Below are 26,587 nucleotides of genomic sequence, written 5' to 3'. Positions count from 1 at the left end.
GGTAAAATATTCCCGTTGACAATTACTGTCGTAATCTTGTTACTAGCGTGCTCTTTTGACGCAGGATCGGCGTCGCATTCCCCCTGAAAATCCGTGGATGCTTTCTCTGCCCGTGACAACGGAGAGCAGGGTTTTCTTCCGACTGCGAAGCAGCTATGAACGCAAGGCTCGTAAAGGTTCCTGCCGGCTGCGCCGGTGATGGAAAATGGAGAGTCCGACCCGAGAAGCAGCGGTCGCCTTTATCAATCAAAAGGTGAAGCCGGCATCTCGCTCAACGTCATTTCGCCCGAATCCGCCGATAGTGCGACGTTCATCAAGTTCTGGAACCCGTCATGCGCCTGTCCCGCTTTTTCATGCCCATCCTCAAGGAAAATCCTAAGGAAGCGGAAATCGTTTCCCACCGTCTCATGCTCCGCACGGGCATGGTCCGGCAGCAATCCTCGGGCATCTATACCTGGCTGCCACTCGGCAAGCGGGTTCTCGACAAGGTCAATGCGGTCATCCGCGAAGAGCAGAACCGCTCCGGCGCGATCGAGCTTCTGATGCCGACCCTCCAGTCTGCCGAGCTGTGGCAGGAGAGCGGGCGCTACGACGCCTATGGCAAGGAGATGCTGCGCATCAAGGACCGCCAGGACCGGCCGATGCTTTACGGTCCGACGAACGAGGAAATGATCACGGACGTGTTCCGTTCCTACGTGAAGTCCTACCGCGATCTGCCGCTCAACCTCTACCATATCCAGCTGAAGTTCCGTGACGAGATCCGTCCGCGCTTCGGCACCATGCGCTCGCGCGAATTCCTGATGAAGGATGCCTATTCCTTCGATCTCGATCGGGAAGGGGCTGAGCACGCCTATAACCGCATGTTTGCCGCTTACCTTCGCACCTTCGCGCGCATGGGCCTTCGCGCCATTCCGATGCGTGCCGATACCGGCCCGATCGGCGGCAACCTCAGCCACGAATTCATCATTCTCGCCGACACCGGCGAATCCGAAGTCTTCTGCCATAAGGACTTCCTCGGCTTCGACATTCCGGGCGAAGACACGAATTTCGATGACGTCGCCGGCCTGAAGACGATCTTCGACAAGTGGACCTCGCGTTATGCGGCCACGTCGGAAATGCACGACGAGGCGGCCTTCAACGCTGTGGCCGAAGGCGACCGTCTGTCGGCCCGCGGCATCGAAGTCGGTCACATCTTCTATTTCGGCACCAAGTACTCCGAAGCCATGGGCGCCAAGGTGCTCGGCCCCGACGGCAAGGAGCATGCCGTGCACATGGGCTCCTACGGCATCGGCCCGACCCGTCTGGTGCCGGCGATCATCGAAGCTTCGCATGACGACAACGGCATCATCTGGCCGAAGTCGATCGCGCCGTTCGATGCCGTGATCATCAACATGAAAGCAGGCGACGCCGCTTGCGACGGCGCCTGCGAGACGCTCTACTCGAAACTCGGAAATGCCGGATTCGACGTGCTTCTCGACGACCGCGACGACCGCGCCGGTGCCAAGTTCGCAACGGCCGATCTGATCGGCGTGCCGGTTCAGGTGATCGTCGGACCGCGCTCGATTGCCAATGGTGAAATCGAGCTCAAGGATCGCAAGACCGGTGAGCGCGAGACGCTGACCGTCGAGGCTGCGATCAACAAGCTGATCGCAACGAAGTGATGAGGCAAGGGAAGGCAGGATGACCGCCGTGGTGCAAGATCAGGTGCAGGCCGCAACGCAGCCTGAAAAGTCCTCCAGCCGACCCTTTTCCGCCTTCGAGCGCATGGTGGCGTGGCGCTACCTGCGCTCCAGGCGCAAGGAAGCCTTCATCTCCGTCATCGCCGGCTTCTCCTTCATCGGCATCATGCTCGGCGTTGCGACGCTGATCATCGTCATGGCCGTGATGAACGGCTTCCGCACCGAGCTCATCTCCCGCATTCTCGGCATCAACGGCCACATGATCGTCCAGCCGATCGATGGTCCGCTCGACAATTACGCTGACCTCGCGACGAAGTTCTCGGGCGTCAAGGGCGTCACCATGGCGATCCCGATGGTCGAGGGGCAGGTTCTGGCGCAAGGTGTGGGCGACAGCTCGACCGGCGCCCTGGTGCGTGGCATCCGTGCTGACGACCTGAGCAAGATGAAGTCGGTTTCCGACCACATCCAGTCCGGCGATCTCGTCGGCTTTGCCTCCGGCACAGGTGTCGCGATCGGCTCGCGCATGGCCGAGCAGCTCGGCATTCAGGTCGGCGGAACGATCACGCTGACCTCGCCCAATGGCGACGTGACGCCACTTGGCATGAACCCGCGCGTCAAAGCCTACACCGTCTCGGCGATCTACGAGATCGGCATGTCGGAGTATGACGCGACGATCCTCTTCATGCCACTCGAGGAAGCGCAACTGTTCTTCAACGCCGAGGGACTGGTTCAGTCGATCGAGATTTTCGTCGAACATCCTGACGTCGTCGACGAACTGCGCCAGCCGATCGAGGATGCGGCCGGCCGGCAGATCTTCATCACCGACTGGCGCGACCGCAACAAGACCTTCTTCTCCGCGCTCCAGGTGGAACGCAACGTGATGTTCATGATCCTGACGCTGATCGTGCTGGTCGCGGCGCTCAACATCATCTCCGGCCTGATCATGCTGGTGAAGGACAAGGGGAGCGACATCGCGATCCTGAGAACAATGGGCGCAACCTCAGGCTCGGTGATGCGCATTTTCTTCATGACGGGTGCTGCAATCGGTGTTGCCGGAACGGTCGCGGGCGTGGCGCTCGGCGTCATCGTCTGCCTCAACATCGAATCCATCCGGCAGTTCTTTTCCTGGATCTCGGGAACGACGCTCTTCAGCCCCGAGCTTTATTTCCTCAGCCAGCTTCCGGCCGACATGAACGCCGACGAGACCGCACTCGTCATCGTCATGGCACTGACCCTTTCCTTCCTCGCCACGATCTTTCCGGCCTGGCGCGCCTCGCGCCTCGATCCGGTGCAGGCCCTGCGTTACGAATGACAAGGACGACACTTGAATGAATGCGCGTGTGGCACTGCAACTTTCCGGCGTCGAACGGCACTATGGGGAAGGCGAGACCTTTCTGTCCATCCTCAAGGGTGCGGATTTCACCCTGAGAAGCGGCGAGACCGTCGCGCTGGTCGCACCTTCGGGAACCGGCAAGTCGACGCTGCTGCATGTCGCGGGCCTGTTGGAACGCCCCGATGCCGGCGAGGTTCTGGTCAACGGGGTGTCCTGCGGCGGGCTTAACGACGACCGGCGCACGGCGATCCGTCGCAACGAGATCGGTTTCGTCTACCAGTTCCACCATCTGCTCCCTGAGTTCACGGCACTTGAAAACATCATGATGCCGCAGCTGATCGGGGGATTGCCAAAGAAGGAAGCCGCGGAACGGGCGAAGGCTCTGCTCGATTATATGCGCATCGGCCACCGCGCCGAACATCGTCCGGCGGAGCTTTCGGGCGGCGAACAACAGCGCGTCGCAATCGCGCGCGCCGTCGCCAACGCGCCGCTCGTGCTGCTTGCCGATGAGCCGACGGGCAATCTCGACCCGGAAACCGCCGGTTACGTCTTCGAGGCGCTGGAAGCGCTCGCCCGCCAGTCAGGGCTCGCGGCCTTGATCGCCACGCACAATCATGAACTCGCCGGGCTGATGGATCGCCGCGTGACGATCGAGGACGGCAAGGTCGTCGAGATGGCCTGATGGTCTGGCGGCGTGTACGCCGCCTTCCGGGCCTGTCGCTCGCCAGCTACTTGCGGGAAACCGCTGTTCCGTTGAAATGCCATGTGCGCTTTCCTACTTGGCTGTTCCTCAGCCAGTCCGCTGCCAGCAGTCGCCCGGCGCCGCTATCGTGCAGGCGGAAGAGATGAAACCGTCCCTGATCCCGCTGCACACGGCGGGTCTCGACGTCATCGCCGCGCAATCTAGGTCGGCGATACCTCTTGCGAGCGGGCGCTGTGCGGGTTCACGCGATCGTTGGTTCGCGTTCGATTGCCAATGGCGAGGTCGAAATAGAGGACCACGAGACGCTGACCGTCGAGGCTGCGATCAACAAGCTGATCGCGGCGAAGTGATGAAGCAAGGGAAGGCAGGATGACCGCCGTGGTGCAAGATCAGGTGCAGGCCGCAACGCAGCCTGAAAAGTCCTCCAGCCGTCCCTTTTCCGCCTTCGAGCGCATGGTGGCGTGGCGCTACCTGCGCTCCAGGCGCAAGGAAGCCTTCATCTCCGTCATCGCCGGTTTCTCCTTCATCGGCATCATGCTCGGGGTGGCGACGTTGATCATCGTCATGGCCGTGATGAACGGCTTCCGCACCGAACTCATCTCCCGCATTCTCGGCATCAACGGCCACATGATCGTCCAGCCGATCGATGGTCCGCTCGACAACTATCCGGAACTGGCGTCGAAGTTTTCGGCCGTCAAGGGTGTCACCATGGCGATCCCGATGCTCGAGGGTCAGGTTCTGGCTAAGGGCGTCGGAGACAGTTCGACGGGTGCTCTGGTGCGTGGCATCCGTGCTGACGACCTGAGCAAGATGAAGTCGGTTTCCGACCATATCCAGTCCGGCGATCTCGTCGGCTTTGCCGCCGGCTCCGGTGTTGCGATCGGCTCGCGTATGGCCGAACAGCTCGGCATTCAGGTCGGCGGAACGATCACGCTGACGTCGCCCAATGGCGACGTGACGCCGCTCGGCATGAACCCGCGCGTCAAGGCCTATACCGTCTCGGCGATCTACGAGATCGGCATGTCTGAGTATGATGCGACGATCCTCTTCATGCCGCTCGAGGAAGCGCAGCTGTTCTTCAACGCCGAGGGACTGGTCCAGTCGATCGAGATCTTCGTCGAGCGTCCTGAAGCCATCGACGAGCTGCGCCAGCCGATCGAGGATGCGGCCGGGCGGCAGATCTTCATCACCGACTGGCGCGACCGCAACAGGACCTTCCTCTCGACGCTCGAGGTCCAGAGCAACGTGATGTTCATGATCCTGTCGTTGATCGTGCTGGTCGCGGCGCTCAACATCATCTCCGGCCTGATCATGCTGGTGAAGGACAAGGGTAGCGACATCGCGATCCTCAGAACAATGGGCGCAACCTCAGGCTCGGTGATGCGCATCTTCTTCATGACGGGTGCTGCAATCGGTGTTGCCGGAACGGTCGCGGGCGTGGCGCTCGGCATCGTTGTCTGCCTCAACATCGAATCCATCCGGCAGTTCTTTTCCTGGATCTCCGGGACGACGATATTCAGCCCGGAACTCTATTTCTTGAACCAGCTTCCGGCCGACATGAACGCCCATGAGACCGCACTCGTTATCGTCATGGCGCTGACCCTTTCCTTCCTCGCCACGATCTTTCCGGCCTGGCGCGCCTCGCGCCTCGATCCGGTGCAGGCCCTGCGTTACGATTGACCCGACCCCACGACCGACAACGGCATCTCTTGAATGAACGCGCGCTTGCGACGAGCGACCGCCACCGTCACAAGCGCTTCCACCGCACAGGACGCCGAAAGCGCGCAGCGATCTTTCCGCGTAACAGACCGTTGCTCGCTCCTGCGCCACAGGCCGTAGGGTCTTGCCCTATGGCCTGATCAGGCCGCCACGATAGTCGAGCTCATAGGCTTCCTCGCCATCGACGAAGATGACCTCGTGCCCGGAAAAATGTGCGGTATCGCCGCGGCTGTTGTCGATATAGTAGCCATGGGCGTGCCGGAACTCCGTGCCGCCGAGGAAATGCCGCTTGTCGCGGTACATCGCCTGAAGTGCCGCCTTGATGACGACGCCTGCCTTTTCGCCGTTGATGAGGTCGGGACGGATGATCCGGCCGAAGTAGTTCATCGCCCACTGCGGCTGATCATCCTGCCAAACGGTCTCCTGGCCTGCGAAATCGGTCCCGCCGAAATAGCTGTCGACGTAGCGCCAGCGATCCCGTTCATAGCCGATATCGTGGGAACCCGGGCGTGACGACGAGCGCCGCCCGCCGCCGCCGACATAGGTGTTTGATTTCGCTTCGACGATGAATTCTTTGAGTGGTTCGAGCGCGGCCATGATTGTTCCTCATACGTTCGCGCAAAAGGATGCAGCGGTCCGTCGAGGTTGTAAAGAACAAATAGGGAACATTTACCCGATTATTGCAGGCCGCAGGCCTTCTGCCCGCGATCGTCGGTCCAGTCCTTGAGGAGGATGAGCTCGCCTTTGGCTTCGACTGGCTTGTCGTTGGATTTGCCCTTGCCAGTCAGCACATTGAGGTCGCATTGCGCGGTGTTGTCGGGATCGAGCGTATCGTAGGACGAGTAGGTGTAGCCCGCCACGACGAAGTCGAAGTTGCGATAGGCGACCGTCAGCTTCTGTTCCCAGCGGTCACGCCCGATGGCATCGTTGTGACTGGTGATGAGCAGCGAGCCGCTCGGCAGCGCTTCGATCGAGGGCGCTTGGCCGACGAGTTCGAACTGACCCCAGACCTTGTTCGGAATGGCTGATTTCAATGCCAGCGCGCCGTTGTCGCCGGTGAGGTAGAGTAGGACGCCGTTGTCCTCGTCGCTGCCTTCGGCCGGTCGCACGATCAGCGCGAGATCGGAAGAACCGTCCTTGTCCCAGTCGCCGGTCGCCGCAGAGACGATACGGGCGGGGTCGATTGCGTCGGCCGCCGAGGCAACGGCAGGAAGCAGTAGCAGAGAGGGGAGAATCAGGCGTGCAAGCATGTCGGAGCGCTCCGCGTGGTTGTTCCCCTTGATATGCGGGCGCGGCACTTTCCTCAAGCGGCTTGTCCACCGGTTAACCCGCATTCACGCGCCGTATTAACCATCGTGAACAGAACGCCTGTGCATTGCTTGACGCGTGAACAAAAATGGAACAAAGTAAAAACATAACGGAAAAGGAGCCATGTTATGACTGATTTTGTTCGTGACCTCGCCGCCTTCGCGTCGATGAGCCTGTTCATCGCAAGCATCTCTTTCATCGCGCTCGGCCTCTGAAGGCGGGCGTCGATATTTTCTCTCAAGCACCTCCGCAAAGCGCCTCATCCCCATTGAATAAGGGGGACGACATGCCAGGGGAATCTGGACATGGCGGGTGATAAACGGGATATCCTTCCAAGTGGACAGGAATCAGGGTGCGACAATGGCAGACGACAGCAAGGCAGCATCGAGTGAGGCGCTCGGCACGGATCCGCAATTCGTGCATCTGCGCGTCCACTCTGCCTTCTCCTTGCTCGAAGGCGCCCTGCCGCTGAAGAAGGTCATCGGCAAGGCGGTCGCCGATAACCAGCCGGCGATCGGGATCGCCGACACCAACAATCTTTTTGCAGCGCTGGAATTTTCGCAGAAGGCAGCCGGTGACGGGCTGCAGCCGATCACCGGCTGCCAGCTGTCGATTGACATGGAAGACGAGACCGAGGGGGATCGACGCGGCCATGGGCACCAGCTTGCCAAGCTGCCGTCGATCGTGCTGATCGCGGCGACCGATGACGGCTATACGCGCCTCGTCGATCTCGTCAGCCGCGCCTATCTCAGCGGCGAGGGCAGCCAGGCGACGCGCATCACCCGCTCCTGGCTTTCCGAGTGCGGCACCGAGGGGCTGATTGCGCTGACCGGCGCATCCGGCGGTCCGGTGGATGTCGCCATGAAGACGAGCTCGACGGCGCTCGCCGAAGCGCGCCTCGAAGCCCTGCATGATCTCTTCGGCGATCGGCTCTATATCGAGCTGCAGCGCCACGGTGGCTACGACCGGCGGCACGAAAGCCGGATGATCGAACTGGCCTACAAGTTCGACATTCCGCTTGTCGCCACCAACGAAGCCTTCTTCCCGTCGCCCTCCGACTACGAGGCGCATGACGCCCTGATGGCGGTCGCGCACAATGCCATGGTTTCGGACGACAGCCGCTTCCGATTGACGCCGGACCATTATCTCAAGAGCCGCAAGGAAATGGCGGCGCTGTTTGCCGATCTGCCCGAGGCGCTGGAAAACACGCTCGAGATCGCCCGGCGCTGCTCCTTCATGCTGAAGACCCGTGGGCCGATCCTGCCGCGCTTCACCGGCGCGACGGCGGATCCGGAGGAGGCCGAGCGCGCCGAGTCGGACGAACTGCGTCGCCAGGCGGAGGAGGGCCTCGAAGATCGTCTCGCGAGGCTCGGCATGGCGCCCGGCTACACCGAAGAGGAATACCGCGAGCGCCTGGCCTTCGAACTCAGCGTCATCGAGCGCATGAAGTTCCCCGGTTACTTCCTGATCGTTGCCGACTTCATCAAATGGGCCAAGCAGCACGACATCCCCGTCGGGCCGGGGCGCGGTTCGGGTGCCGGCTCGCTCGTCGCCTATGCGCTGACGATCACCGACGTCGATCCGATGCGCTTCTCGCTGCTGTTCGAACGCTTCCTCAATCCCGAGCGCGTCTCGATGCCCGACTTCGACATCGACTTCTGCCAGGACCGGCGCGAAGAGGTGATCCGCTACGTGCAGCGCAAATACGGCCGCGAGCAGGTGGCGCAGATCATCACCTTCGGTTCGCTGCAGGCGCGCGCCGCCTTGCGCGACGTCGGCCGCGTGCTGGAAATGCCCTATGGTCAGGTCGACAAGATCTGCAAGCTGGTGCCCAACAACCCGGCCAACCCGACGCCGCTTTCCAAGGCGATCGAGGAAGAGCCGCGCCTGCAGGAAGAGGCCGAGAAGGAGCCGGTGGTCGCCCGCCTGCTCGATATCGCCCAGAAAATCGAGGGCCTCTACCGCCACGCCTCGACCCACGCCGCCGGCATCGTGATCGGCGACCGGCCGCTGTCGCAGCTCGTGCCGATGTATCGCGATCCGCGTTCCGACATGCCGGTCACCCAGTTCAACATGAAGTGGGTCGAGCAGGCCGGTCTCGTCAAGTTCGACTTCCTCGGCCTGAAGACGCTGACTGTCCTGAAGGTCGCCGTCGATTTCGTGAAGCAGCGCGGCATCGAGGTCGATCTGGCGAGCATCCCGCTCGACGATCCGAAGACCTACGAGATGCTGTCGCGCGGCGAAACGGTCGGCGTGTTCCAGGTGGAAAGTGCCGGCATGCGCAAGGCGCTGATCGGTATGCGGCCCGACTGTATCGAAGACATCATCGCGCTCGTGGCGCTCTATCGCCCGGGTCCGATGGAGAACATCCCGGTCTATAACGCCCGCAAGCATGGCGAGGAGGAGGTCGAGTCGATCCACCCGAAGATCGACCACCTGCTCAAGGAAACCCAGGGCGTTATCGTTTACCAGGAGCAGGTGATGCAGATCGCCCAGGTGCTCTCTGGCTACTCGCTCGGAGAGGCCGACCTTCTGCGCCGCGCCATGGGTAAGAAGATCAAGGAGGAGATGGACAAGCAGCGCGCCCGTTTCGTCGACGGCGCCGTCAAGAACGAGGTGTCGAAGCCGCAGGCCGACCTCATTTTCGACCTGCTCGCAAAGTTCGCCAACTACGGCTTCAACAAGTCGCACGCGGCAGCCTACGCGATCGTGTCCTATCAGACCGCCTACATGAAGGCGCATTATCCGGTGGAGTTCCTGGCGGCGTCGATGACGCTCGACATGTCCAACACCGAAAAGGTCAACGACTTCCGGCAGGATGCCAAGCGCCTGGGCATCGAGGTGATCGCCCCGTCGGTGCAGACCTCGTTCCGGCATTTCCAGACGGGCGAGAGCCGCATCTACTACTCGCTTGCAGCGATCAAGGGCGTCGGCGAATCGGCCGTCGAGCACATCGTCGAGGTTCGCGGCGACAAGACCTTTGCAAGCCTCGAAGACTTCTGCCTGCGGATCGACCCCAAGCTTCTCAACCGACGCGTCTTTGAAAGCCTGATTGCCGCCGGCGCCTTCGATTGCTTTGGCTACGACCGGGCGGAGCTGGTCGGCGGGCTCGATCGCATTCTGGGATTTGCCCAGCGTGCCCAGGAAAACAAGACGAGCGGGCAGAGCGACATGTTCGGCGCAGGTGCTGCCACCGGGCCGGAACGCATTGCGCTTCCGACCTACACGCCGTGGCTCGCCTCGGAAAAGCTGCACCGCGAGTTCCAGGTGCTTGGCTTCTATCTCTCAGCCCATCCGCTCGACACCTACAATGCGCTGCTCGCCAAGATGCGCGTACAAACCTTCGGCGATTTCGCAGGCTCGGTGAAAAAGGGGGCGACGGCCGGAAGGCTCGCCGGAACCGTGACCTCGAAGCAGGAGCGCAAGACGCGAACCGGCAACAAGATGGGCATCATTGCCTTCTCGGATTCCTCCGGCCAGTTCGAAGCGGTTCTGTTCTCCGAGATGCTGCACCAGTATCGAGACCTGCTCGAGCCCGGCAAATCGCTGGTCATGACGGTGGCTGCCGAAGAGCGGCCGGAAGGCATCGGCCTGCGCATCCAGACGCTGCGCTCGCTCGAAGAAGAATCGCTGCAACTGCAGAAGGCGCTGCGTGTCTATGTGCGTGATTCCGGCCCGTTGAAATCGATCGCTTCGCACCTCAACACCAGGGGCGATGGTCTCGTCTCCTTCGTCGTCATCAAGGACAATGGCCAGCGCGAGATCGAGGTGGAACTGAGCGAGAAGTTCCGGATTTCACCGGAGATCGCTGCAGCACTGCGCTCGGCGCCGGGCGTCATCGACGTCGAACTGGTGTAGTCCGAGAGGGGGCCGCTCAATCGCAGCGGAGCGGCGTCTGACCAGGTTTGGAACCTCGCGACCCGCGGCCGGACGCTCGTCGGGTGTCGTCTGCCGGTCTGGGACGGATCAGTTGCCGGGACGTGTCCGGGTGATGGTGATGAAATCGGTGCCCTGACCGGTCTCCAGTCCGCTTTCCATATCGGCGATCGACAGCGATGAGCCTTCGGCGAGCAACGCTTCCACGCGCTTGCGCACATCGTCGGAGATCGTCATGCGCGCGAGCGTGCGCTGGATACCATTATAGGCGAAGGGATCGGCCTCCATGGAGATTCCAAGGCGCTTCTTCGTCGAGGCGGGCAGGTGGTTCTCAAGCGAGACGCCGAACCATTTGCCTTCGGCACCTTGCTCCTCATTGAGGCGGAACTGGAGGAAATGGGTTCCGAGTGCCTCTTCCGGCTTGTCGATCGTAAGCCCTGCCTCAAAGAGCGGCTTGAAGCTTTGCCGCACGAGGATCTTGCCGTTCTGCGGCGGCGTGCGGCCGGCCTTGCGCAGAAGCCTGTCGGTCAGTTCCGGCGTCAGCTTGCCGTCGCCGTCGAGGCCCTCGCTTGCCTGGAAGGCGCGCAGGGCCGCAATCGTCGCTGGCCCGGCATGGCCGTCGATCGCACCGGGTACGTAGCCGAGGAAATCGAGGGACGACTGAACCTCGCGCATGGTGTCGCGTGCGTCGCTGCGGGTGATCAGGATCCGGATCGGCTCCTCGGTGGAGCGCGCCGAATGGGCGCCGCCGGGCGGCTCCCGCATTGCCACTTCCACCGGAGTGTCGCCGGCCTGGCTGATCGCGGGTCTCAGTGGCACGTCGGAAAGCGGTGGCTGGAGGTCGATCGGAGCCGGGCGAAAGAGCAGGGCGCTCTTAACCTCCAGGGGCGTTATCTGCCGGTCGGAGATCAGCACGTGCACGCCGCGCTCGGTCATCTTGTAGAGCGAGGCGGCAAATTGGCTCGGCAACCGCACGCAGCCATGAGAGGCCGGATAGTCCGGCACATGGTTGGAGCCGTGCAGCGCAATGCCCGACCAGGTGAGCCGCTGCATGAAGGGCATCGGCGCGTTCGAATAGATGTTCGACTTGTGATGGCGCCGCTTTTCGAGGATCGAAAAGATGCCCGATGGCGTGGTGTGACCCGCCTTGCCGGTCGAGACCGGCGACGTCGCAATGACAGCGTCGCCGTCATAGACGACGAGCGATTGCTGGTCCTTCGAGACGATGATCTGAAGCGGCCCGCGACTGCCTGCAAAACCGGTGGCCGGCGACAAGAGCAGTGCGACGACGCTGGCGGTGAGAGCGAAACGCGATACCATACACTCAACCCAACACGTGACTTGGCGAACAAGCCTAGTCGCCAATCTTTAAGGAATTCATCCTGATGTGTGTGGGGTCGATCAAGGTTGCGTGATCGCTCTGCGAGGTGTGTCTGCTCGAGCAAGCACGCCTGCGGTCTTATGGATCGCGTTTTCTGGTGCCGAACGTGTAGCCGGTTTCGACGCTCGCCTTGCCGAACTTGTCGCGCAGCCTGTTCATCGCGTCCTCGGCCGCAGCGCGTCTGGTGGCCGCGGGATCAACGAGATCCGGCGGATCGGCGAGATCCGGGGCAGAGAGATCGCTGACGCCGATGCCGATCAGCCGATACTTCGTTCCGTCCGCCTCTTTTTCCAGAAGCTGCAGGCCGATGCGGAAGATACGGTCGGCAAGGCGGGTAGGGCTGTCCAGGCGCCGGTTGCGGGTGCGGATCTTGAAGTCGGCGGTTTTGAGCTTGAGAACGACCGTCTGGCCGGCGAGTTCGGACTTTCGCAGCCGGTGGGCCACCTGTTCGCTAAGGCGCCGCAGATGCGTGACAAGGTCGTCGTAGCGCGCGATATCGTCGTTGAACGTCGTCTCTGCGGACACGCTCTTGGCTTCGCCATCGATTTCGACCGCTCTCTCGTCGAGCCCGCGCGACAGGCGGAAGAGCCGTTGCCCCATGGTGCCGTAGCGGCGCATGAGGTCGCCTTCCTCCATGGTCTGCAATTGCCCGATCGTGCGCACGCCGTCACGCTCCAGCGTCGCGGCAAAGGCCTTGCCGACGCCCCAGATCAGGGTCACCGGCTTTTCCCGCAGGAAGTCCAGCGCCTCGGCCTGGCCGATGACGGAAAAGCCGCGCGGCTTTTGCAGGTCTGACGCCACCTTGGCGAGGAACTTGCAGTAGGAGAGGCCGACCGAGACGGAGATGCCGATCTCCTGCTCGATCCGGCGGGCAAGACGCGCAAGCGTGCGCGCCGGCGGATCGTGATGCAGCCGCTCCGTGCCGCTGAGTTCGAGGAAGGCCTCGTCGATCGACAGCGGCTGCACCAGCGGTGTCAGTTCCTGCATCAGCGTGCGCACCTCGCGGCCGACACGGGCGTATTTCTCCATATTGGGCTTGATGACGATGGCCTGCGGGCAGGCTTCCAGCGCCTTGAACATCGGCATCGCCGAGCGCACGCCGTGAATGCGGGCGACGTAGCAGGCGGTGGAGACCACGCCGCGCTTGCCACCGCCGATGATGACCGGCTTGTCGGCGAGCTCCGGGTTGTCGCGCTTCTCGATCGAGGCATAGAAGGCGTCACAGTCGATGTGCGCCAGCGTCAGGTCATAAAGCTCCGCATGCCGCAGAATGCGCGGGCTGCCGCAGGCTAGGCAGCGCCGCACGGACGCCGCCTGTTCCTTGAGGCAGTCGCGGCAGAAGCCTGGAGAGTGAGCAGCGCTGTCGGGCATATCGGGAACAAATATTGAACATTGCGACCTTAAGCTCTACTCTAGCGAGTCTCAAGGAGGCGCGATTGGAAATCACAATGCAATTGTCGCCGTTGAAAAGGATCGCCGGGCGCGTCTCGCGCAGCGCTGGCGTAGCTGAATTTGCGCCGACGGGCATCCGGTCCGGACTAGCCGCGGAAATGTGCGCGAATGGCGGCAGCTGCCTCCGGCCAATCGGCGACGGCACGAATGTCTGCGTCGAGCTTCGGCGCGAGCGCCTTGAAATCCGAGTCGGCCATGAGGTTGATCGGCAGGCAAGACGGCGCGTGATCCTTCACCGATCGCAAATTGCGAAGCATGTCGTCGATGAAGACCAGCGGAACGGTTCGGCCGCCGTGAAGTTTTTGGACGATCGGGCCCTTGGGCTCTTCGGACGCAAGCAGCGGATAGGGAAGGCCGAGCTGATCGAGAAGCGCGCGGCGGACTATGGCGTGCTGCGGCGGCATCGCGGTCAGAAAGACGATATCGGCTTCCTCCGACAATGCGGCGAGCGTCTCGACGGCCCTGGCGGCGGGCGTCTGCCAACGATCTTGCGAGCCGTAGAAGGCGTCGAGCAGGATTTTGACCTCCGGCTCAGCCACTGGTTGCTCGTCCGCATGCGTAATGATGTTGCCGGTCAGGCGGAACGACCGGGGCAGCAGCACATGGCCGCAGCTCCCGAGGAACGCTTTGAACGGATTGATGAATTCGAGCACGACATCGTCGATGTCACTGACGATCAGCGGGCGGTTGCCAAGCGTGATGCTGTGAACTGTCGGCGCGTTTGCCACCCTCAATCCTCGAAGCCTGCGTGGCCGGAAAGCACCGTATGGGCGCGCACAACGTCTTCGGGCGCCGTACCGGTCGCTGTACAGAATGCCATCAGGGTCGGCTCATGGTCCATCAGAAAGGCGACGAGCCCGCCCATGAAGCCGGGTTCGGCGATGGCGTTGCGCAGCGCCGTCGGGTCCGTGCCGGTCAGCGCCAGGAAGCGGGACAGGAGTTCCGGCTCGCCGGCAAGCCAGGCGAGAATGTCTACTGCAATTTCGTCGGCGCTCTTCAATGGTTTGTCCCCGTATGGTTTTTACGTGCGGAGTTACCTATTTTTCAACCAAATAGGCCTATCTCTGACGTTGAGGAAATGGGTCGAGTCGTCGGCTCCGCACGTTAATTGTCCTGAGGAGACTTGCAAGGTGACGATGGACAGCAAGGGATCGACATGCCCAAACAGGTGATGATTGTTGAGGACAACGAGCTGAACATGAAGCTCTTCCGCGACCTGATCGAGGCCTCCGGCTATGCGACGATCCAGACTCGCAACGGCATGGAAGCGCTCGAGCTTGCGCGCAAGCATCGGCCCGATCTTATCCTGATGGACATTCAGCTGCCGGAGGTTTCCGGCCTGGAAGTGACGAAGTGGCTGAAGGAAGACGACGAACTGCACGTCATCCCGGTCATCGCGGTTACCGCATTTGCAATGAAGGGGGACGAGGAGCGTATCCGCCAGGGCGGATGCGAGGCCTATGTCTCCAAGCCGATCTCCGTACCGAAGTTCATTGAGACGATCAAAACCTACCTGGGCGATGCCTGAGCGGCGGGAAAATTGATATGACTGCGCGTATTCTTGTTGTCGATGATGTTCCGGCCAATGTGAAGCTGCTCGAGGCCCGGCTGGTTGCCGAGTACTTCGACGTGCTGACGGCCAGTGACGGTTATGCCGCCCTGGCGCTCTGCGAAAAGACGCCCATCGATCTGGTGCTGCTCGATATCATGATGCCGGGCCTCGATGGTTTCGAAGTCTGCGAGCGGCTGAAGGCCAACCCGAAGACGGCGCATATCCCGGTGGTCATGGTCACCGCGCTCGACCAGCCTTCCGACCGCGTGCGTGGCCTGAAGGCCGGGGCCGATGATTTTCTGACGAAGCCCGTCAACGATCTGCAACTGATGTCGCGGGTGAAGAGCCTGGTGCGACTGAAGAACGTCAGCGACGAGCTGCGCCTGCGGGCGCAGACGGCGCAGACGATCGGGCTTGAGGATATCGGCCGGGCGGACCGGCCTGACGAGCCCGGCAACGTCCTGCTCGTCGATGGCCGCGGATCGTCGCAGGAGCGGCTGCAACGTGCGCTGAAGCCGATCGCCGAGGTCTCGGTCATCTCCGATCCGCAGGCCGCACTGTTCGAGGCGGCGGAGAACAATTTCGACCTCGTGATCGTCAATGCGAATTTCGACGACTACGATCCGCTGCGGCTCTGCTCGCAGTTGCGCTCGCTGGAGCGCACCCGTTTCATCCCGATCCTGCTGATCGCCGAGCAGGGCAGCGACGAACTGGTCGTGCGCGCGCTCGATCTCGGCGTGACGGATTACCTGATGCGGCCGGTCGATCCCAACGAGCTGATCGCCCGCTCTATGACCCAGATCCGGCGCAAGCACTGCAATGACAGGCTGCGGTCTAGCGTGCAGCAGACGATCGAGCTTGCCGTCACCGACGGCCTCACCGGGCTGCACAATCGGCGCTATTTCGACACGCACCTGAAGCTGCTGATGGATCGGGCCGCCGCGCGCGGCAGGCCGCTGTCCATCTGCATGACCGATATCGACCGCTTCAAGCAGGTCAACGATACCTATGGTCACGATGTCGGCGACGAAGTGCTGCGGGAATTCGCCAATCGCATCCGCACGACGGTGCGGGGCGCCGATCTTGCCTGCCGGTTCGGCGGCGAAGAGTTCATCGTGGTCATGCCGGACACCTCCGCCGAAATGGCAGCCGGTGTCGCCGAGCGTCTGCGCACGATCATCGAAAGTCTGCCCTTTGCGATCCCGCAGGCGGATGGTCCCTTGAAGGTCACTGCATCCATGGGGATTGCGACGCTCAGGCCCGGCAACGACACGGCCGAAGCGCTGCTGAAGCGCGCCGACACGGCGCTTTATCAGGCCAAGCACGAAGGCCGTAACCGGGTGGTGGCAGCCGCCGCCTGAGCCGCGGCCAACGCGTCTCGGGCCCCGGCGCCCGTCAAGGAATTTCTTGGGCCGCCTCTTGCGGCCTGCATTCAAAGTTGTATTCTCGCGTCACCTCTTGCTACCGGGGAGTTTGGGTAGCAGCAGGGATCATGCAGTGTGCCTGTCCAGGTCTGATACAGAATTAACCATGCGCCGAGCGGCACCGCTCCGCGCATTAAGAATTCGTTGATTTTTTTTTATTTTCAGGTGATGCTCATGAAAGAGGGGGCATCGGCCTTCTGCGATATTCGTTACCCCATGATGCTCAGGTCCGCCGCATCTCCTGGGTCGTGGGGTCGGTCGGTTGGCTTTTGGCGTCCGCGGAATCCTCGTGCCGCAGTCAGAGGCCAGCCGACCCCCTTTCCGACACGCCGTCCCGCCTTCGGGACGGCGTTTTGATTCTGGGGCAAGAGCCGGGGAGGGCGAGCCGTTTGCTGGCGCCGGCGTGAACGCGTTGCGCTCGGCAAATTTGCGAGATGCCCAAGGCGCTGGCCCAAAAAGGAAAAGGCGCCAGACCTTGCGGTCGGCGCCCTTCAATTCCCGAAAACCGGCGATCTTACTTGATCTTGGTTTCCTTGAATTCGACGTGCTTCTTGACGACCGGGTCGTACTTGGTCTTCGTCATCTTTTCCGTCATCGTACGGCTGTTCTTGGTCGTGACGTAGAAGAAACCCGTGTCGGCTGTCGAAAGCAGCTTGATCTTGATGGTGGTGGCTTTTGCCATGGTCGTCCTGCCTTTGTAACAATGAAAGCCGTGGACAACCGGTTGCGGGCCACGGGCAAGGTTGGCGCGAAACTACAAATCGCGGCTGAAAAGTCAAGACCGTTTTGGTTTCAAAACGATCCTGACCACCGAAAGCGCGACATAGAGACCGAAAAAGCCGGCGATCGCCCAGGCAAAACCGTTGTTGCCGGTAGCGTCCATCGCCGCGCCGATCGCCTGCGGCCCAGCGACGGTACCGACGGCATAGGAAAACACGAAGGCCGCGTTGGCGGCCGCGAGATCCGCGCCCTGGAGCCGTGAGCCCAGGTGGCTAAGACCGACCGTGTAGAGGCCGGAGACGCAGCCGCCCCAGAACAACAGCACGATTGCCATCAGGAACCAGCTCTCGACCAAGAGCGGCAGGAACAGCGCGCCGATGAGGCCGATCAGCGTCATCGCCGAGAGCAGTGTGCGGCGGTCTTTGACCCTGTCGGAAAGCATGCCGACAGGGATCTGGAAGATGAAGTTGCCGACACCCATGACGGTCAGCAGCAGCGCCGCCTGCGATTCGCTGAAACCGGACCGTGTTCCAAAGATGAGGAACAGTGAAAGGCCACCTGATTCGACCGCGCCGAAGATGAAGACAGCGGCCGTTGCCGTGGGCACGAGGAAGACATAGCGCAGGAAATGCCGCTCCGGCTTCTCGTCGATGACAGGGCTTTCGTCGCGCGCAAGAAAGATCGGCACGGACGCCAGCAAGATGACGCCGGCGCCGACGAGGAAGGGCAGGAGGCCTTCGCTTCCGAGGATCGAGAAGAGAAGCGGTCCGGTCAGGAACCCGAGTGACAGGAATGTGCCGTAGATCCCAAGCACGAAGCCGCGCTTGCGCGGCGGCGCCGTCGCGTTGATCCAGAACTCGGAGAGAATGAAGAGGACGGTGATCGCTCCGTGGAAGACGATCCGGAGCGGGAACCAGAGCCAGAAATTGGTGATGTAATAAAAGCCGAGCGCGCTGGTGGCCGCGATCAGTACGGCCCAGAGCATCGTCGGCGCTACGCCATGTCGGTGAGCGAACTTCGTCGTGAACGGGGCAGCCACCATCGATGCCAGGCCCGCCATGGCGGAGTTCAGGCCGATGAGGGTCGAGGAAATCCCGCGCTTCTCCATGATGATGGAAAGCAGCGGTAGGCCGAGGCCGATGGCAATGCCGACCGCGCTGATTGCAGCGACGGCCGCGATCAGCGACCGCCAGTGAATTTCCTCAACCGGTGCAGCCGTACCGGGCGATGGCTGTGACATCTGACGCGGATCCTTAGAGCAACGTGCGCACGAAGCGCCCATGGCGCGAGGTGTAGAGTGGAACCGGTCGTTCGCAGGGCAGCGAAGGATCGGCGTCCAGTCCGTTCCTGAGGTCCGCGAGGATGACCGCGGTGATGTCAGGTATCCGTAGCGACGGCGTAGCGTTCACATCGATCCACTGCAAATCCTGAAGCTCCCGACTGTCCAGGAACCGCGTGGGATCGATTTCGGCCTCGTCGGCGAACACGGCGAAGAAGCGCGTATCGAACCGCCTCGTGTTGCCTGGAGGGGTGATGGCCCGAGCCATATAGCGCAACTTTGCAAGATCGGGAAGAAAGGGAACGGGAGCTTCGGCGGACGGAAGCGGCGCGCCTATGGCGATGCCGGCTTCCTCGTAGAGTTCACGCAGGGCGGCAAGCGCGAGCGCGCGCGCCCGGGCATCCGACAGTCCGCGCGCGCCGGCAACCTTCAGCGTTCGCAGGACGGAGGGATGGAGATCGGAACCGAAGCCAATTCGGTGATCGCCGGTATCGCGACGTCCGCCGGGGAACACGTAGAGATCCGGCATGAAGGCGTGGGCACTATGGCGCCGCCCCATCAGCACGTGCACGCGGCCGCCAACGCGATCGAGCAGCATGATCGAAGCGGCATCCCGGGGCCGCAGGGTCGCGGGACGCGGAGGCTTGGGCTCGCTGCCCGTCTCCCGCGCCGGCGTCATGCCCGTTCGTCCCTCGGCGGCAGTACGTCCTCAGGGGCATCCTCGTGTCCGCCGAAGCCATGCATCTTCAGCGCCCATTGCAGGCCGATGACGGCGCCCTTTACAGGCTGCAGCAGCGCCAGCGAACTGATGACGGTGATCGGCGCCCAGATGGCGAGATGCTGCCAACTGTTGAGCGGCAAAATGAGGTCGGTCGCCATATAGCCGGCAAGCACGAGGTGGCCGACGATGGTCACGACGATATAGGGCGGGAAGTCGTCGGCGCGGTGGTGATCCATGCGCTCGCCGCAGGCTGCGCACGTCTCAACCGACTTGAGGTAGCTGCGAAACAGCTTGCCGCTGCCACATGCCGGACAGCGGCCGAGAAAGCCGCGCTTCATCGAAAGACCAACGGAGCGCTCGTCGCTTTTGGACCCGCCCAGATGAAGTGTTTCGCCTGATGCTGCTTTCATGTGCATTCCTCTGTCCTATCGGGACCCTATCGCCGGCCGCGCGGCGGCCGTGTTCCCGGCTTCTTCCGGGCGCCGGTGCGATCCCTGCGACCGGACTTGTGGAAGGAGCGCGTTGCCGTCGGCATCTTGCGTCCTTCGCTCTGCATCTCGAAGCGAAGCGCACCGGCAAGCGGCACGGCCTCGACGAGCTTGACGCGTACGGGATCGCCGAGGCGATAGCCGAGCCCGGTCTTCTCTCCGGAAAGCGCCTGATGCGCCTCATCGTAGATGAAGTAGTCGCGTCCGAGTGTTGATATCGGAACGAAGCCGTCGGCGCCATAGGCGGGCAGGGTGACAAAGAGTCCCGCCTTGGTGACACCGGAGACGCGGCCATCGAATTCTTCGCCGACGCGACCGTTGAGATGGTGCGCGATCAGCCGGTCGACCGTGTCGCGCTCGGCCGCCATGGCACGGCGCTCGAAGGTCGAGATCTCGGCGGCGATATCGTCGAGCACCGCCTCTTCCTGCGGCGTCAGCCCGCCTTCGCCCAGACCGAGCGAGGCAACCAGCGCCCGGTGGACGATGAGGTCGGCATAACGGCGGATCGGCGAGGTGAAGTGCGCGTACTTCAAAAGGTTGAGGCCGAAGTGCCCGATATTCTCCGGGCTGTAGATCGCCTGGCTCTGCGAGCGCAGCACCATCTCGTTGACCATGGTCTCGAAGGGCTTGCCTTCGGCCTTGGCGAGAATGCCGTTGAAGTGGTTCGAACGCATGTTCCCGCCCTTGACGAGCGAGATGTCGAGCGTCGCGAGGAATTCGCGCAGGCTTTCCTGCTTGGCAAGCGATGGCTGATCGTGGATGCGGTAGATGAGCGCCTGTCGCTTCTGCTCGAGCGTCTCGGCGGCAGCGACGTTCGCCTGGATCATCATCTCCTCGATCAGCTTGTGCGCGTCGAGGCGTTCGGGAACGTGAACACGATCGACCGTGCCGTCCGGCTTCAGGATGATCTTGCGCTCGGGCATGTTGAGCTCAAGCGGCTGACGCCGTTCGCGCCCGCGCGTGAGGATGCGATAGCCCTCCCAAAGCGGCTTCAGGATGCTCTCGAGGATCGGTCCCGTCTTGTCGTCAGGGTTGCCGTCGATCGCCGCCTGCGCCTGCTGGTAGGAGAGTTTTGCCGCGCTCTTCATCATGATGCGATGGAAGGTATGGCCGGCCTTGCGGCCCTCCTTGGAGAAGCGCATACGCACGGCAAGCGCCGGGCGGTCGATGCCTTCCTTGAGCGAGCAGAGATCGTTGGAGATGCGTTCAGGCAGCATCGGCACGACCCGATCGGGGAAGTAGACCGAGTTGCCGCGCTTCAGCGCTTCCAGGTCGAGCGCGGACTTCGGGCGCACGTAGTAGGAGACGTCGGCAATCGCCACCGTGACGATGACGCCGCCGGGATTGTCTTCGGACGGATCCGGCTCGGCATAGACCGCGTCGTCGTGGTCCTTGGCGTCGGCCGGGTCGATGGTGATGAGCGGCAGCGCGCGCCAGTCCTCGCGGTGCGCCATCGTGGCGGGGCCTGCCGCGTTCGCCTCCTCGATCACCCGTTCCGGGAAAACGTGGGGAATGCCGTGCGCATGGATGGCGATCATCGAGATCGCCTTTTCCGAGGCGACCGAACCTATGACGGTCTGCACCTGCGCGCGCGGCAGACCGTAACGGCCGAGACGCGACAGCTGCACCTCGACCAGATCGCCGTCCTCAGCGTTGCCCGTGAACTCCGGATCAACAAGTATTTCCTCGCCGCGCTTTTCGATCGGCATCAGGCGGCCACCGCCGCCGGGCGTCGAACGGAAGACACCGAGCACGGCATCCTTGCGCTTGTCCAGCACCTTGATGATGCGCGCCGTATAGGCAGGACCGCCACGCTCCTTGGCCGGGAAGATCTTGGCGAGCACCCGGTCGCCGAGACCGCCAACCGGAGCCTTGCCCTTACCCTTGGCGACGGCCGACTGCTTGATCAGCACCGCCGGCGCGACACCGTCGTCGTCGAGCCATTCGGCCGGGCGGCCGATCAGTTCGCCGTCGACATCGCGGATGGTGATGTCGAGCACGGTCACCGGGGGCAGGGCGCCCGGACGCACCAGCGACTTGCGCTTCTTTTCGACCAGACCGTCGACTTCCAGCGACTTCAGCAGGGCCTTCAGTTCGACGCGGGTCTCGCCCTTCAGCCCGAAGGCCTTGGCGATCTCGCGCTTGGAGGCGCGGTCCGGGTTTTCGGCGATGAAGCGCATCAGCACGTCACGCGGCGGGACCGCGCCGTGGATAATCGGTTCGCTTGGCTGGGCCGATCCGCCCTTTGCCGCGCGAGCGGGCTTCTTGCCCTGGCTTCTCTTGCCGGACTGTTCGGTCGGGTCGCGCGGTATTCTGGTCAAGATCAGTCCTTCTTGGCCTTGGCGGCCGTCTTTGTTTTGCTCTTGGCGGGCGCCTTGGCCTTAGCCTTGGTCGCCTTGGCGCCGTCCTCGGACTTCGCCGCTGCCTTGGTCGTCTTGGCCTTGGTTGCCTTGCCCTTGGTCGTTCCGCCCTTGGCAGCACGCTCCGAGATCAGCACAAGTGCCTCCTCGACCGTCACCGACTGCGGATCCTTGCCCTTCGGCAGGGTGGCGTTGACCTTGCCCCAATTGACATAGGGACCGTAACGGCCGTCGCGCACGGTGATCGGGCCACCATCGGGATGGTCGCCGAGTTCCTTGAGCGATGCGGCGGCGGTGCGGCCACGGCCGGCACCGGCCTTCGACTGCTTGTCGGCGAGAACCGAGACCGCGCGGTTGAGGCCGATCGAGAAGACGTCCTCGATCGATTCGAGATTGGCATAGGTGCCGTCATGCAAGACGAACGGTCCGTAGCGGCCAAGCCCGGTCGAGATCATCTTGCCGCTTTCCGGATGGGCACCGATATCGCGCGGCAGCGACAGCAGAGCGACCGCCTTCTCGTGGTCGATCGTCGATGGCGTCCAACCCTTCGGCAGGCTCGAGCGCTTGGCTTCCTTGCCGTCGCCACGCTGGACGTAGGGGCCGAAGCGGCCGCTCCGGAGCGTGATTTCCTCGCCGGTATGCGGATCCTTGCCGAGCGCCTGCGGTTCGTTCGAAACCGCGGCCTCCTCGCCGTTGCTTTCGGAGGAAAGCTGGCGGGTGAAGTTGCACTCCGGATAGTTCGAGCAGCCGACGAAGGCGCCGTACTTGCCGAGCTTCAGCGACAGCTTACCGGTGCCGCAGACCTGGCAGATGCGCGGGTCGCCACCGTCTTCGCGCTTCGGGAAAACCAGAGGCGCGAGCTCTTCGTTCAGCGCGTCGAGCACGTTGGTGACGCGCAGTTCCTTGGTTTCCTCGATCTGGGCGAAGAAGTCCTTCCAGAAGTCGCGCAGAACGTCCTTCCAGTTGACCTCACCGGCCGAGACCTGGTCGAGCTTTTCTTCGAGCGATGCCGTGAAGTCGTAGCCGACGTAACGGGTGAAGAAGCTTTCGAGGAACGCCGTCACCAGCCGTCCCTTGGCCTGGGGGATGAGCTTGCGCTTGTCGTTGGTGATGTAGTCGCGGTCGAGCAGGGTGGTGACCGTCGCGGCATAGGTGGACGGACGGCCGATGCCGAGCTCTTCCATCTTCTTGATCAGGCTTGCTTCGGAATAGCGCGGCGGCGGCTCGGTGAAGTGCTGCGAGGCGTTGATCTTCTGCTTGGCGAGGTTCTCGCGCGCATTGATCTCCGGCAGGCGGCCGTCGTCTTCGCTATCGTCCGTCTGCTCGCCGTCTTCCTTGGCATCCGTATAGGCGGCGATGAAGCCGTCGAAGCGGATGACAGAACCCGTGGCGCGCAGGCCGGCCTTCTGGCCGCCGTTGTCGGCGGTGATTTCAGCCGTCGTGCGCTCGATCTCGGCGGATGCCATCTGGCTGGCGATGCCGCGCTTCCAGACGAGGTCGTAGAGCCTGAGCATGTCGCCATCGAGGAAACGGCGGACCTCATCCGGCGTGCGGTTGAAGTCGGTCGGGCGGATGGCTTCGTGCGCTTCCTGGGCGTTCTTCGCCTTGGTGGAATAGAAGCGCGGCTTTTCCGGTAGGTAACGTTCGCCGAACTGGCTGGCGATCGCCTTGCGCGATGCTTCGATCGCTTCCGGCGCCATCTGCACACCGTCGGTACGCATGTAGGTGATCAGACCGACCGTCTCGCCGCCGATGTCGACGCCTTCGTAAAGCTTCTGCGCGACCTGCATGGTGCGCGAGGCCGAGAAGCCGAGCTTGGACGAGGCGGCCTGTTGCAGCGTCGAGGTGGTGAACGGCGGCGACGGATTGCGCTTGACCGGCTTTGCTTCGATGCTGTCGACCACGTAAGCCGCGCCATCGAGCAACGACTTCAGCCGGTTGGCTTCCTCGCCATTGCCAACGGCCCTTGGCGCCAGTCGCTTGCCGTCGGCCGAAACGAGACGTGCTTCGAACTCGTCGCCGCGTGGCGTCTTTAAGAGCGCCGAGATGTTCCAGTATTCTTCGGAGATGAAGCGCTCGATCTCGGATTCGCGGTCGCAGACGAGGCGCAGCGTTACCGACTGCACGCGGCCGGCCGAGCGGGCGCCCGGCAGCTTGCGCCAGAGCACCGGCGACAGGTTGAAGCCGACGAGATAGTCGAGTGCGCGGCGCGCCAGGTAGGCGTCGACCAGCGAAATGTCGATGTCCCGCGGATGGGCGATTGCCTCGAGAACCGCCTTCTTGGTGATGGCGTTGAAGGCGACGCGCTTGACCGGCTTGTCGCCGAGCACCTTCTTCTTCTTCAGAAGATCAAGCACGTGCCAGGAAATCGCTTCACCCTCGCGATCCGGGTCGGTTGCCAGAATAAGGCCGTCGGAGGATTTCACCGCGTCGGCGATGTCCTTCATCCGTTTCGCCGAGGCGGCGTCGACTTCCCAGGACATGTCGAAGTCTTCGTCCGGGCGCACCGAACCGTCCTTCGCCGGCAGGTCGCGCACATGGCCGAACGAAGCCAGCACCTTGTAGCCGGGCCCGAGGTACTTGTTGATCGTCTTTGCCTTGGAAGGCGACTCCACCACTACAACATTCATCGTCATTTTCTGAGACAACCGGTCCTGGTTCGGGCGTCAGCGCCGTTTGCGCCGTGCTTCGCCTTGTATTGACGCCCCGAAATGGACAGGGATTCGTGCGGGGTCAAGAGGGCTCACCCAAAATAACGATGAGAGCAGACTATGCAACTCATGCAGGATTGGGTCGTTTCCGCCCTCACAAAAGGTTGGTGCGCCGTCCGGCCAGTCCTCATTCGGCTGCTGCCACGGACACCAAACCGCCGGGATGCCGATGGAGGCGGCCGGCAAGATCAAGCTCCAGCAACAGCAGATAGACCTGCGCCGGCGAAAGCCCTGTGTGGCGGACGATGTCGTCGATTTCGACCGGCGTCGGACCGAGTGCGGTGCCGACCGCGGCGCGGTCGCTGTCGCTCGCATTGGCGGGAGCGACGGTTTGGCCATCCGGCTCCCGCGCGCCCGGCAGGGGCAGCTCCAGCTGGCTGAGCGGCGCCAGCGCTTCGATCACGTCTTCCGGCCCGGTTGTGACGATCGCGCCCTGTTTGAGGAGATCGTTGGTGCCGTGACAGCGCGGGTCGAGCGGCGAGCCGGGGACTGCGAAGACGAGCCGGCCGAAATCGGCGGCGTATCGCGCGGTGATGAGCGAGCCCGAGCGGTGGGCCGCCTCGACGATCGCAACGCCGAGGCTGATGCCGGCGATCAGCCGGTTGCGGCGCGGAAAGTCGCGGGCCCGGGGCTCCCAGCCAAACGGCATCTCGCTGATCGCAAGGCCTCGGCCGCTCGTTATGTCTTCGAGCAGGCCGATATTTTCAGGCGGGTAGGGCTTGTCGAGCCCGCCGGCAAGGGCTGCGATGGTGCCGGTGTCGAGGCTGGCGCGATGGGCGGCCGTGTCGATGCCGCGCGCAAGGCCCGAGGTCACGACATATCCGGCGCGGCCAGCGTCGCGCGCGATCATCGCCGCGAACTTCGCGCCGCTGACCGAAGCGTTGCGTGAACCGACGATGCCAAGCGAAGGGCGGGCAGCCGCGCTGAGATCGCCTTTCATAGCAATGAGAGGAGGAGCGCCGTCGATCTGCCGCAGCGCCGAGGGATAGGCCGCTTCGCCGATGCCGACGAAGATGGCGCCGTGGCGTCGTGCCGCCTCCAGTTCCCGTTCGGCTTCGGCGATGGATGCCACGCGATAGCTGTGTTTGGTGCCGCCGCGCCGCGACAGCTCCGGCAGCGCATCGAGTGCGTTTTCGGCGGTGCCGAAATGGTTGATCAGGTCGCGGAAGGCGATGGGGCCGACATTGTCGCTACGGATCAGCCGGAGCCAGGATATTTTCTGTCGTTCGGTCAGCGCCAATCCGGTTCGTCCTGCGCTGGCCTCAGACATTATCCCTTGTCTCCGATCTTGCTTTCCGTGCCGGCAAGCAGCCGCTGAATGTTGGCGCGGTGCTTTACCCAGGTGATGACCGTCATGGCGGCAAAGAGGAGGGCGACCTTCTCGTTGCCTACCGCGTAAAGTAGAACCGGGATGATAGCCGTTGCAACCAGGGCGGACAATGAGGAGTAGCGGCTGATTTTTGCCATGCCGAGCCAGATGACCGCAAAGGCGAGCACCATCAGAGGGGCAAGGCCGAGCAGTACGCCGATATAGGTCGCGACGCCCTTGCCGCCCTTGAAGCCAAGCCAGACCGGGTAGAGATGGCCGATGAAGGCGGCAAAGCCGGCGGCAATTCCGGCCTCGATGCCCCAGTAGGATGCGATGAAGGCTGCGGCCGAGCCTTTCAGGGCATCGAGCAACAGCGTCGCGGCGGCAAGCTTCTTGTTGCCGGTTCGCAGCACATTGGTCGCGCCGATATTGCCGGAGCCGATCTTGCGCACGTCGCCGAGCCCGGCCATGCGGGTCAGGATCAATCCGAACGGGATCGAGCCGAGCAGATAGCCGAAGGCAAGGCTTAGAAGCGTAGAGGGCAGCCCAAGCTGCCAGGACAATAGTTCCAC

22 protein-coding genes are annotated in these 26,587 nt (G+C 62.8%); 8 read left to right on the top strand and 14 right to left on the bottom strand.

Translation table 11 applies throughout. From position 1 onward, the window contains the following. The first annotated feature begins 332 nt into the window (after positions 1-332). From proS to OKW20_RS00300, 5 genes are all read left to right on the top strand, one after another. Positions 333-1,661 (top strand): proline--tRNA ligase, encoded by a 1,329-nt coding sequence (gene proS, locus OKW20_RS00320; protein ID WP_043626125.1) that lies wholly within the window; start codon positions 333-335, stop codon positions 1,659-1,661. A 19-nt stretch (positions 1,662-1,680) separates the two neighbouring features. Beyond that, positions 1,681-2,991, top strand: a complete 1,311-nt coding sequence (locus OKW20_RS00315; RefSeq protein ID WP_402316589.1) for a lipoprotein-releasing ABC transporter permease subunit — start codon at positions 1,681-1,683, stop codon at positions 2,989-2,991. A gap of 16 nt (positions 2,992-3,007) precedes the next feature. Then, entirely contained in the window at positions 3,008-3,694 is a 687-nt protein-coding gene (locus tag OKW20_RS00310) for an ABC transporter ATP-binding protein (protein ID WP_043627193.1), read from the top strand. 239 nt (positions 3,695-3,933) lie between these two features. Further along, positions 3,934-4,065, top strand: coding sequence for a hypothetical protein (locus tag OKW20_RS00305; RefSeq protein ID WP_429115477.1), 132 nt, complete (start codon positions 3,934-3,936; stop codon positions 4,063-4,065). Positions 4,066-4,084: 19 nt separating this feature from the next. Beyond that, positions 4,085-5,395 (top strand): lipoprotein-releasing ABC transporter permease subunit, encoded by a 1,311-nt coding sequence (locus OKW20_RS00300; protein WP_429169649.1) that lies wholly within the window; start codon positions 4,085-4,087, stop codon positions 5,393-5,395. Positions 5,396-5,563: 168 nt separating this feature from the next. Here the strand turns inward: OKW20_RS00300 and OKW20_RS00295 are convergent, their stop codons facing one another. After that, a complete protein-coding gene (locus tag OKW20_RS00295; protein ID WP_429169647.1) occupies positions 5,564-6,031 on the bottom strand; it encodes a DUF5680 domain-containing protein in 468 nt (155 codons plus the stop codon). An 80-nt stretch (positions 6,032-6,111) separates the two neighbouring features. Next, entirely contained in the window at positions 6,112-6,684 is a 573-nt protein-coding gene (locus OKW20_RS00290) for a hypothetical protein (protein ID WP_429169645.1), read from the bottom strand. A gap of 418 nt (positions 6,685-7,102) precedes the next feature. On the opposite strand from OKW20_RS00290, the gene dnaE reads away from it, so the two are divergent. Next, positions 7,103-10,600 carry a DNA polymerase III subunit alpha gene (gene dnaE / locus OKW20_RS00285; RefSeq protein ID WP_429169643.1) on the top strand — a complete coding sequence of 1,166 codons (3,498 nt, stop codon included), beginning with the start codon at positions 7,103-7,105 and terminating at the stop codon, positions 10,598-10,600. A gap of 108 nt (positions 10,601-10,708) precedes the next feature. On the opposite strand, the gene OKW20_RS00280 is transcribed toward dnaE, so the two are convergent. The 4 genes from OKW20_RS00280 to OKW20_RS00265 form a co-directional block, all read right to left on the bottom strand. Next, complete coding sequence (locus OKW20_RS00280; RefSeq protein ID WP_429169642.1) at positions 10,709-11,938, bottom strand: L,D-transpeptidase family protein; 1,230 nt, start codon at positions 11,936-11,938, stop codon at positions 10,709-10,711. A 139-nt stretch (positions 11,939-12,077) separates the two neighbouring features. Further along, complete coding sequence (locus OKW20_RS00275; protein WP_429169640.1) at positions 12,078-13,370, bottom strand: DNA polymerase IV; 1,293 nt, start codon at positions 13,368-13,370, stop codon at positions 12,078-12,080. A gap of 167 nt (positions 13,371-13,537) precedes the next feature. After that, complete coding sequence (locus OKW20_RS00270) at positions 13,538-14,179, bottom strand: hypothetical protein (RefSeq protein WP_429169639.1); 642 nt, start codon at positions 14,177-14,179, stop codon at positions 13,538-13,540. A gap of 2 nt (positions 14,180-14,181) precedes the next feature. Next, positions 14,182-14,451 (bottom strand): DUF3572 domain-containing protein, encoded by a 270-nt coding sequence (locus OKW20_RS00265; RefSeq protein WP_043614086.1) that lies wholly within the window; start codon positions 14,449-14,451, stop codon positions 14,182-14,184. A gap of 156 nt (positions 14,452-14,607) precedes the next feature. Between OKW20_RS00265 and OKW20_RS00260 the strand changes: the two genes are divergently transcribed. Then, positions 14,608-14,979, top strand: coding sequence for a response regulator (locus OKW20_RS00260; protein ID WP_003537642.1), 372 nt, complete (start codon positions 14,608-14,610; stop codon positions 14,977-14,979). Positions 14,980-14,996: 17 nt separating this feature from the next. Next, positions 14,997-16,364 carry a PleD family two-component system response regulator gene (locus OKW20_RS00255; protein ID WP_402316623.1) on the top strand — a complete coding sequence of 456 codons (1,368 nt, stop codon included), beginning with the start codon at positions 14,997-14,999 and terminating at the stop codon, positions 16,362-16,364. Between the two features lie 577 nt (positions 16,365-16,941). On the opposite strand, the gene rpmG is transcribed toward OKW20_RS00255, so the two are convergent. The 8 genes from rpmG to plsY all read right to left on the bottom strand — a co-directional run bounded on the left by rpmG (position 16,942) and on the right by plsY (position 26,587). Beyond that, complete coding sequence (gene rpmG, locus OKW20_RS00250; protein ID WP_034795357.1) at positions 16,942-17,109, bottom strand: 50S ribosomal protein L33; 168 nt, start codon at positions 17,107-17,109, stop codon at positions 16,942-16,944. 93 nt (positions 17,110-17,202) lie between these two features. Further along, positions 17,203-18,387 (bottom strand): MFS transporter, encoded by a 1,185-nt coding sequence (locus OKW20_RS00245; protein WP_043614093.1) that lies wholly within the window; start codon positions 18,385-18,387, stop codon positions 17,203-17,205. A 13-nt stretch (positions 18,388-18,400) separates the two neighbouring features. Continuing rightward, entirely contained in the window at positions 18,401-19,105 is a 705-nt protein-coding gene (locus OKW20_RS00240; RefSeq protein ID WP_043614095.1) for an NUDIX domain-containing protein, read from the bottom strand. Further along, a complete protein-coding gene (locus OKW20_RS00235) occupies positions 19,102-19,557 on the bottom strand; it encodes a DUF983 domain-containing protein (protein WP_034795645.1) in 456 nt (151 codons plus the stop codon). The genes OKW20_RS00240 and OKW20_RS00235 overlap by 4 nt, the downstream gene beginning before the upstream one ends. A 26-nt stretch (positions 19,558-19,583) precedes the next feature. Continuing rightward, the gene (gene rnr, locus OKW20_RS00230; protein WP_429169638.1) at positions 19,584-21,956 is read right to left on the bottom strand and encodes a ribonuclease R; all 2,373 of its coding nucleotides are present in this window, start codon (positions 21,954-21,956) and stop codon (positions 19,584-19,586) included. 2 nt (positions 21,957-21,958) lie between these two features. Continuing rightward, the gene (gene topA, locus OKW20_RS00225) at positions 21,959-24,625 is read right to left on the bottom strand and encodes a type I DNA topoisomerase (RefSeq protein ID WP_429115145.1); all 2,667 of its coding nucleotides are present in this window, start codon (positions 24,623-24,625) and stop codon (positions 21,959-21,961) included. Positions 24,626-24,833: 208 nt separating this feature from the next. Continuing rightward, the gene (gene dprA / locus OKW20_RS00220) at positions 24,834-25,976 is read right to left on the bottom strand and encodes a DNA-processing protein DprA (RefSeq protein WP_429169636.1); all 1,143 of its coding nucleotides are present in this window, start codon (positions 25,974-25,976) and stop codon (positions 24,834-24,836) included. Then, positions 25,976-26,587 (bottom strand): glycerol-3-phosphate 1-O-acyltransferase PlsY, encoded by a 612-nt coding sequence (gene plsY, locus OKW20_RS00215; protein ID WP_043614105.1) that lies wholly within the window; start codon positions 26,585-26,587, stop codon positions 25,976-25,978. The genes dprA and plsY overlap by 1 nt, the downstream gene beginning before the upstream one ends.

It is taken from the genome of Ensifer sp. LBL (assembly GCF_050435225.1).
Classification (GTDB): domain Bacteria; phylum Pseudomonadota; class Alphaproteobacteria; order Rhizobiales; family Rhizobiaceae; genus Ensifer.
Note: the sequence above shows the minus strand (reverse complement) of the source record. Positions and strands in the feature narration are given on the sequence as shown.